Source organism: Trichothermofontia sp. (assembly GCF_053493415.1).
The window spans coordinates 1-7,791 of record NZ_JBRCAD010000148.1 but is presented as its reverse complement, the minus strand read 5'-3'; the positions used below and the strand labels follow the sequence as shown (position 1 = coordinate 7,791).

5 protein-coding genes are annotated in these 7,791 nt (G+C 52.3%); 4 read left to right on the top strand and 1 reads right to left on the bottom strand.

Translation table 11 applies throughout. From position 1 onward, the window contains the following. Positions 1-92: 92 nt before the first annotated feature. Positions 93-485: a hypothetical protein gene (locus ACWIUF_RS12745; RefSeq protein WP_448572789.1), complete on the bottom strand. Its 393-nt coding sequence runs from the start codon at positions 483-485 to the stop codon at positions 93-95. 518 nt (positions 486-1,003) lie between these two features. Here ACWIUF_RS12745 and ACWIUF_RS12740 point away from each other — a divergent pair. The 4 genes from ACWIUF_RS12740 to ACWIUF_RS12725 all read left to right on the top strand — a co-directional run. After that, positions 1,004-1,771, top strand: coding sequence for an MORN repeat-containing protein (locus tag ACWIUF_RS12740; protein WP_448572788.1), 768 nt, complete (start codon positions 1,004-1,006; stop codon positions 1,769-1,771). Between the two features lie 262 nt (positions 1,772-2,033). Next, on the top strand, positions 2,034-4,718 hold the full coding sequence (dnaK, locus tag ACWIUF_RS12735; protein ID WP_448572787.1) for a molecular chaperone DnaK: 2,685 nt from the start codon (positions 2,034-2,036) through the stop codon (positions 4,716-4,718). Between the two features lie 81 nt (positions 4,719-4,799). Continuing rightward, positions 4,800-5,765 carry a DnaJ C-terminal domain-containing protein gene (locus tag ACWIUF_RS12730; protein ID WP_448572786.1) on the top strand — a complete coding sequence of 322 codons (966 nt, stop codon included), beginning with the start codon at positions 4,800-4,802 and terminating at the stop codon, positions 5,763-5,765. A gap of 467 nt (positions 5,766-6,232) precedes the next feature. Next, on the top strand, positions 6,233-7,791 hold a 1,559-nt coding region (locus tag ACWIUF_RS12725; RefSeq protein ID WP_448572785.1), incomplete at its 3' end, for an N-6 DNA methylase.

Genomic DNA, 7,791 nt, shown 5'->3' with positions numbered 1-7,791 from the left:
AGTCAGGGGCAACTGCTGCTATTGTGGCGTAGTTTAGCGGAGAAACCAATCCTCTCGCTACCACCATAGGGCAAACCGACCCCTGCTTAGCATTAGGATGGCTCTGTTTGAGATTCACTCAGGCGAGTTCTAGCCTCACTTTCAAACCAGTGAACCACTTGCTGGATGGTCAGAGCCTCAATGGGCACATTGGCTACTTGCGCGGCCTGTTGCAAAGGCCTGAGCGAAGAAAGAACCAACCGTGCAAAAAAGCGGCGAAATTCTCGATCAATGCCACTTTGAAGACTTTCGTCTTGATAAACCCAGTCTTCAATTTGAGCGGGTTTCAGATGGGCAATGGTTGTTTCGTGCTGGGCTGCAATCTGCTTTAGCGATCGCAAAGCATAGACTGCCACCCGTGTCGCAAATTTGTCCTGGGAGGTCATCAGCGCGCCATCAACTTGGGCACATTCTTCAGGAGTCAAAAATTCAGTATTGGGTTGCATTGCTATACATTGCCACACATAGGAACTGCCATCCATCCAACTCAGGCATTCGTTAGTGTAGCCAGAAATCGTAGGAGATGGCCAGATGACTAAACAGTCACCAGGCATTTGCCTAAAAGGGTTACCCCGACCATAGGCAAGCGTGGTTGGCATCAATCAAACCCAGGACACGGGCACAGCCTAGGTTAGACATCCGCATTTAAGCTACGCTCTTAACCACGGCAATAATCCTGTACAATTTGCCGGTTAGGCCATTGGTAATGGCGAAGAATGCGTTAGGAAAGCGACCCTGAACTTTGTCGATTTTCCTTTTCTAGAGTTAAGCCTTTGTCTGCGAGCAAGCTAAAGGTTTCTATGTAGAAATGGCTTGGACTCAGATGTAGCACTACGCAGGCAGGTTGAGATGTTTGGGTAAAAATAAGGTGTCACTTCTGCAACCCGTCCTAACCTGAATTCGTACTGCTATAGAATCATTGAACACAGATAGGATGAACGGTGGGATTATGAGTTTTGTCGTGTTGCAAAAAAAACAAACAGTTCTCGCCTGGGCCTACCAACCTTGGGGAATGGTCTTATGGCTCGCGACAAAAAGCTCAGCCGTCGCGGCGATCGCGCTTACCTCTATTGCAGCGATCGCGCCTGATGCCCACGCCCAGATCGCTGCCCCCAGCCTACAAGCGCAAGCGTATTGTCGGGGTGTCACACGTGAAGGCTTTATTGAAGGTAAAGTCATTTGTGTTTTTCCCAGTGGCAATCGCTATGAGGGAGAAATGCACAACGGCAAGCGCCAGGGACGGGGTATGGTGATTTATGCCGATGGCACCCGCTGCGAAGGGGAATTTCGAGATGATGTCATGAATGGTCGAGGAGCCTGTATTTTCGCCAGCGGCAATCGCTTTCAAGGCACCTTCAAAGACGGGCGGAGAGCAGGCCAAGGGACGTTTATCTATGCCGATGGCACCCGTTGCGATACGGAATTTCGGGATGATGCGATGAATGGCTATGGAGTGTGTCAGTTTCCCAATGGCGATCGCTACGAGGGCGGCTTTAACAACAACCAGAAGCAGGGAAACGGCGCGTTTATTTATGCTGATGGCAGTCGCTGTGAAGGCGAGTTTCGCAATGACTTGCTCAATGGGGCCGGGGCCTGCCGGTTTGCCAGTGGCAATATTTACCGGGGCGAGTTTCGCGATGGCCGCCAGCATGGTCGAGGAGTGTTTACCTTTGCCGATGGGCGACAGGTTGAGGGAATCTGGCGCAATGGCCGCTACGTGGAACCGAAGTAGGGTTCCTGGCGACTCCGCTTAGAGAAACGCAACTCCGCTCAGGGAAACTTAGGAGAAGGTTTTGGCGGTCATTCAGATGCGCGTCACCGAGGTATGGGCGAAACCGCTCCTCCACTGCGCCTCTTCGTTAAGTCGGAGGGTCTCAAAATGGTGGCGGGAAAACCGTACTAATCGATTCTCCTGAACACACCGCTTCTGCAAGATACAATAAGATGCAGCAAAATGTAACAAGCGATCGCAGCAGACGGGAGAGTACATACGCATGGGAAGAGTTGTCGGCATTGACTTGGGGACAACCAACTCCGTTGTTTCAGTAATGGAAGGCGGCAAGCCTGTTGTCATTGCAAATGCCGAGGGAACTCGTACAACCCCCTCTGTGGTTGGTTTTACTAAGGATGGTGAACGGCTGGTGGGGCAGTTGGCCCGTCGTCAGGCCGTGCTAGATCCTCAAAATACCTTTTACAACATCAAGCGCTATATCGGGCGTAAGTACAATGAGCTGTCAGCAGAGTCGAAGCGGGTTCCCTATACGATTCGCAGAGATGACCTTGGTAATATCAAGCTCAAGTGCCCGCGCCTGCAGCGAGATTTTGCCCCCGAAGAGATTTCGGCCATGGTGCTGCGGAAACTAGCGGATGAGGCTAGCAAATACCTGGGTGAACCGGTCACTGGTGCCGTAATTACCGTACCGGCCTATTTCAACGACTCTCAACGCCAGGCCACCCGCGATGCTGGACGCATTGCTGGGCTGGAGGTCAAGCGCATTCTCAACGAACCGACAGCGGCTTCCCTTGCCTACGGCCTTGATCGGCGCAACAACCAGACCATTCTTGTTTTTGACCTGGGGGGCGGTACGTTTGACGTATCAGTGCTGGATGTCGGTGATGGTGTGTTTGAGGTTAAATCCACCGCTGGCGACACCCAGTTGGGTGGAGCGGATTTTGACCGCCGTATTGTTGATTGGCTGGCAGAACAGTTTTTAGAGCAGGAAGGGGTAGATCTGAGGCGCGATCGCCAGGCCTTACAGCGTATTACCGAAGCGGCGGAAAAAGCCAAAATCGAGCTTTCGGGCGTTACTGTGACCGAGATCAATCTGCCTTTTATCACAGCCACCGAAGAGGGGCCAAAGCATTTAGAAACGCGCCTCACCCGTTCTAAGTTTGAAGAACTTTCGATGGATTTACTCAGTCGTCTACGCGGGCCAATCAAGCAGGCTCTGCGAGATGCCGGGATGGATTCTCGTGATATTGATGAAGTCGTGCTAGTGGGTGGGTCTACCCGAATTCCTGCTGTGCAGGAGTTGGTGCGCAGCTTCATTGATCGAGAACCCAATCAAAACGTTAACCCGGATGAAGTAGTAGCAGTCGGGGCGGCAATTCAAGCAGGCATTTTAGGTGGCGAAATTAAAGACATTCTGCTGTTGGATGTGACTCCTATCTCCCTCGGGCTGGAAACAATTGGGGGAGTGATGAAGAAACTGATCCCCCGTAACACTACGATTCCCGTGCGCCGTGCTGATATTTTCTCCACAAGTGAAGATAATCAAACAATGGTAGAAGTGCATGTGTTACAGGGAGAACGGGAAATGGCAGCAGGGAACAAATCCCTGGGTCGTTTTAAGCTGGCGGGGATTCCTCCTGCCCCCCGCGGCGTTCCCCAGGTGCAGGTTTCTTTTGATGTGGATGCTAATGGAATCCTTCAAGTTACAGCGATGGATCGCACTACAGGTCGGGAGCAAAGCATCACAATTCAGGGGGCCTCTACCCTGAGCGAAGATGAAGTGCAGCGAATGATTCGAGAAGCGGAGGAGTATGCCGATATCGATCGCCAGAAAAAAGAAAAAGTGCAAAAGCGCAATGATGCAGAGTCTCTCATCCTCAAGGCCGAGCGGCAAATGCGAGAGTCTACCCTGGATTATGGCATGGCCTTTGTGCGGCCCTATCGCAACCGAATCGAACCGGCGATCGCCAGCTTAAAGGAAGCTCTCAGCCAAAATAATGAACGGGCGATTGACCGCAGTAAAGCCGACCTAGAGGATGCCCTCTATGACCTGACCCGCGAGGTTTATCAACGGGTACAGGAAGATAAGGAGAAGGATAGCCTGCTGGGAGCGATCAAAAGCTTCTTTATGGATGACGATGATGACTACTACGACTACCGGGATGACTACTACGGTAATCGTTACGGCGCTGGCGGTTATGGCAGCAGTAGCTACGGCGGTAGCAGTAATCGTTATGGCAGCACTGGCTACGGTAGCTCTTACGGTGGCAGTGGTTATGGCACCACGGGCTATGATCGCAGTCGCTATAGTGATGCGCCCCAGGCAAATCCCTACGACACCAATCGACCTGAGCGGGGTACCTACCGTTCAGACAGTCGCAGCCGCTATGGTGGGGATAACGAAAGTCGAGATGTGGCCCGCGATCGCTCCCAGGATGATTGGGGGACAGCCAACCGCCGTCAGAATCAGTGGAATCAAGCCGAAGATGATTGGGACACAGCGGCCAACCAACGTCAGGATGATTGGGAAGAATCTCCGAATCGTCCGAGCAGTCGAGAACGCAATAGCAATCGTTCATCCGATGATTGGAGTACACCCAATCGAAGTACTCGCCCTAACAGAGAAGTCTCAGGTCGTAGCCAAGATGACTGGGAGACGCGCCGGCAACCGGGCGATGAATGGGACACAGCTAGCCAACGTCAACGCAACCCAAGGGATACCCCCGGATATACCTATGACTCGATTGAGTCGCCTCGCCGGAATGACTGGTCTACACCCCCTCGATTAAGTAACCGTGATCGAGCTTCAGAGTCGCGCGAATCTTCCAATTGGGGACGGGGTAAATCTGACGACCTTGGCCCTCGCCGCTCTCGTGATACTCGCCGTAAACCTGATAAGCCGGATCTTTACCGTGATAACTGGGATGATGACGATGACTGGCTCTAGGCATTTCCGATTCCTTCGGCTACTATCCCGCTAGATAGCATTGATCCCTTAAGACGCAGACCTTCGCCTTTTCCCGACTCTATGCAAAACTTTCGCAATTTCTACGAGATTTTAGGTATCAGTCGCGAAGCAACTGCCGATCAAGTGAAGCAGGCCTTTCGGCAGTTAGCACGGCAATATCACCCCGATCTCAATCCGGGGGATAAACGGGCTGAAGAAAAATTTAAGGTGATTAATGAAGCCTATGAGGTTTTGTCAGATCCGGCTAAACGCTCCCAGTACGACCAGTTTGGTCGATTTTGGCAACAGCGCGGCTTTCAAGCGACGGGCAAAACTGGTGGTCGTAGCTGGAGCAACGGGCGTGGCAGCGATCGCTCTGTCGGCGATACGGATTTCTCTAATTTCAGTGACTTCAATAGTTTTGTCGATCAGTTACTTAACCGCCGTGCCCCTGTCAGCACGGCCACAACTTCCCCTCGCCCCGACTATCGTCCTGGCACCAACCGCACCACTTATACGGTGCCCCGTGCTGTTTCCAAGAATGTCGAAGCACGTCTCAGTGTCCCCTTAGAAAAAGCCTACACCGGTGGGCGTGAGCGCATTCGCCTAGAAGACGGTCGCTCCCTAGAGGTGAGTATGCCTCCAGCGATGGTGAGCGGGCAAAAGATTCGGTTAAAGGGCCAGGGGGTCAACGGTGGCGATCTGTTTTTAAAAATTGAGGTCATTCCCCACCCTTTCTATCAACTGGAAGGAACCGACATTGTCTGCCAGGTGCCCATTACTCCTAGCGAGGCGGTATTAGGTGGGGCAATTGAGGTGCCAACGTTAGATGGCCTGGTCAAAATGAACATTCCAGCGGGGGTCAGATTTGGCCAACGACTACGGCTGGCCCGCAAGGGGTACCCTACTCCTGGGGGCGATCGAGGCGACCAAATTGTCGAAATTCAGATTGCGATTCCCCGCAACCTGACCCCCGACGAAAAAGAACTCTACGACCAACTGCGGCAGATCGAGGACTTTAAGCCACGGGCCAACTTACCAGTTTAATAAGTTTAATATTTCTGCATATTGGCTCATTTCTGCCCTCTGTTGCTCCATAGCCGTACAAACTAGCAAACTATCTATACGAACTATCTAGTGGAGCGTCAAGCTTAAAATTGTGAGTGTTTTGATACTGGACTACTTGCTACAGGGAGAGCCTGGAAGCAAACTAGCCACAAGATAAAAGTTGACAGACCACTAGTGCAGTGTCAACTCTAAGTTTTAGGGTAATGTCTTGGCTCGTAGTTAGCGCTTCAGCGCTAAAGCACTGACTACTAACCCTAATTTCTAGTTATGCGGCTCAGTCCTGAATAGGGGCAGCAAGCTGAAATCTTTTGATCAGTATCCAGGGATGCGTCTTCATTTATCGCTTCAAAATGCCTGTGGTTCTGTGTCCATCTCTCGTTGATTTGGTCTGGGAATCGAGCCATAAGCTATCCTGATGAAAAGCTGTTTGCCTAGGTCAGCCCTTCATGTCGTTCATGGATTTACAAGTCGTTGTTTCTGGAACCCAAGAAAATCGGGTTGAGGCGTTGCGGCAAATCCTTGACTATCCCTTAAAGCAGCGTGACCCAAGCGGCTCTCGCTTCTGGTTTTTGCGACCGGGGGCGGATGCAGACGAAGCAGCAGACACTTGCCCGATCGCCGTAGGCTTCTATGCTGAACTGGCTGGCTTGACCAACGATGAGATCAAGCAGTTCTTAACAGCGGATCAGCAGCAGCGCGAGATTGGCGGTCACTATACCGGGCGCATTATGCCCAACCAGCCGGTGATGTACCTGCTATTGCCTGAACCTCCCCTCACCCCCAACCCCTCGCCTGTTCTGGGAGAGAGGGGCAGGATTGCCATGATTCTCCCTACGGATGGGAAGCTACGGCAACGGCAAATTCAAACCTTCTCCTGGTCAGATGAGGATTTACAGGCGCGGCTGAACCGTCTCCGGCAAGATACCCTGGCTCGCACGCACCGGATAAAGGAGGCGGCGTTGTCTGTCATCCCGCTGGTGGAGTGGGCATTTTATCAGCCGATCACGACGGCAAAGGAACTGGCTGAGAAGTTGGCGGCGGTATCGCGCCGGATTGAGCAGGTGATTCCTGATGTTTACAGAGCCGAACCGAACGATGGTTATTTGCACAGGTTGTTGCGGAGTTTTCAGCAGGAGTTGCTGCCCACCCTAAAGCTGGAGCCTGAAAATGAGAAAGATTATAGCTTTGCGGATATTTATGCCCAAACGATCGCCTATGGGTTGTTTACCGCCAGAGTCTTCAGCTACACGCTCCACGAGCGCCGCAATGCCCTCACCCCCAGCCCCTCTCCCACCTTGGGAGCGGAGAGCCAGCGGGAGACTGACTTTAACCGAGAGGATGCGTGGAAATGCCTGCCGGAAACCAATCCATTTTTGAAACGGTTGTTTAGGGATGTGTCGCAACAACCGATCGCTCAACTGGGGGAGGAATTGGCAGATGCGATCGCCGAGGTAGTCAGCATTCTGCGGGCAGCGAAGATGGATGCCATCTTGGAAGACTTTCGCGCCAAGATGAACCGCGAAGACATTGTGATCCGGTTTTATGAGGACTTTTTGGCCGCCTATAAGCCCCAAATGCGGGAGCGGCGGGGGGTTTACTATACGCCGGAGCCGGTGGTGTCTTACATGGTGCGCTCTGTCGATATCTTGCTGACAGAGAAGTTCAACAAGCCGTTGGGGTTGGCGGACCCAGAGGTGATGATTCTCGATCCAGCCTGCGGGACTGGAACCTTCTTGCTGTGGCTGTTTCAACTGATCCACCAACGGTTTCAGGAGAATCCAGAGGTGTTGACGGAGGGGCTAGAGGAGCGATCGTGGTCAGGCTATGTGAAGGAGCGGTTGTTGCCTCGGATTTTCGGGTTTGAATTGTTGATGGCTCCCTATGCCATTTGTCATCTCAAGCTAGGGTTGTTTTTAGAAGAGACGGGCTATTGCTTTGATGGTGGCAAACGGCTGGGGGTGTATTTAACGAATACGTTAGATGAAGCCCTGCAAAAATCAGAGTC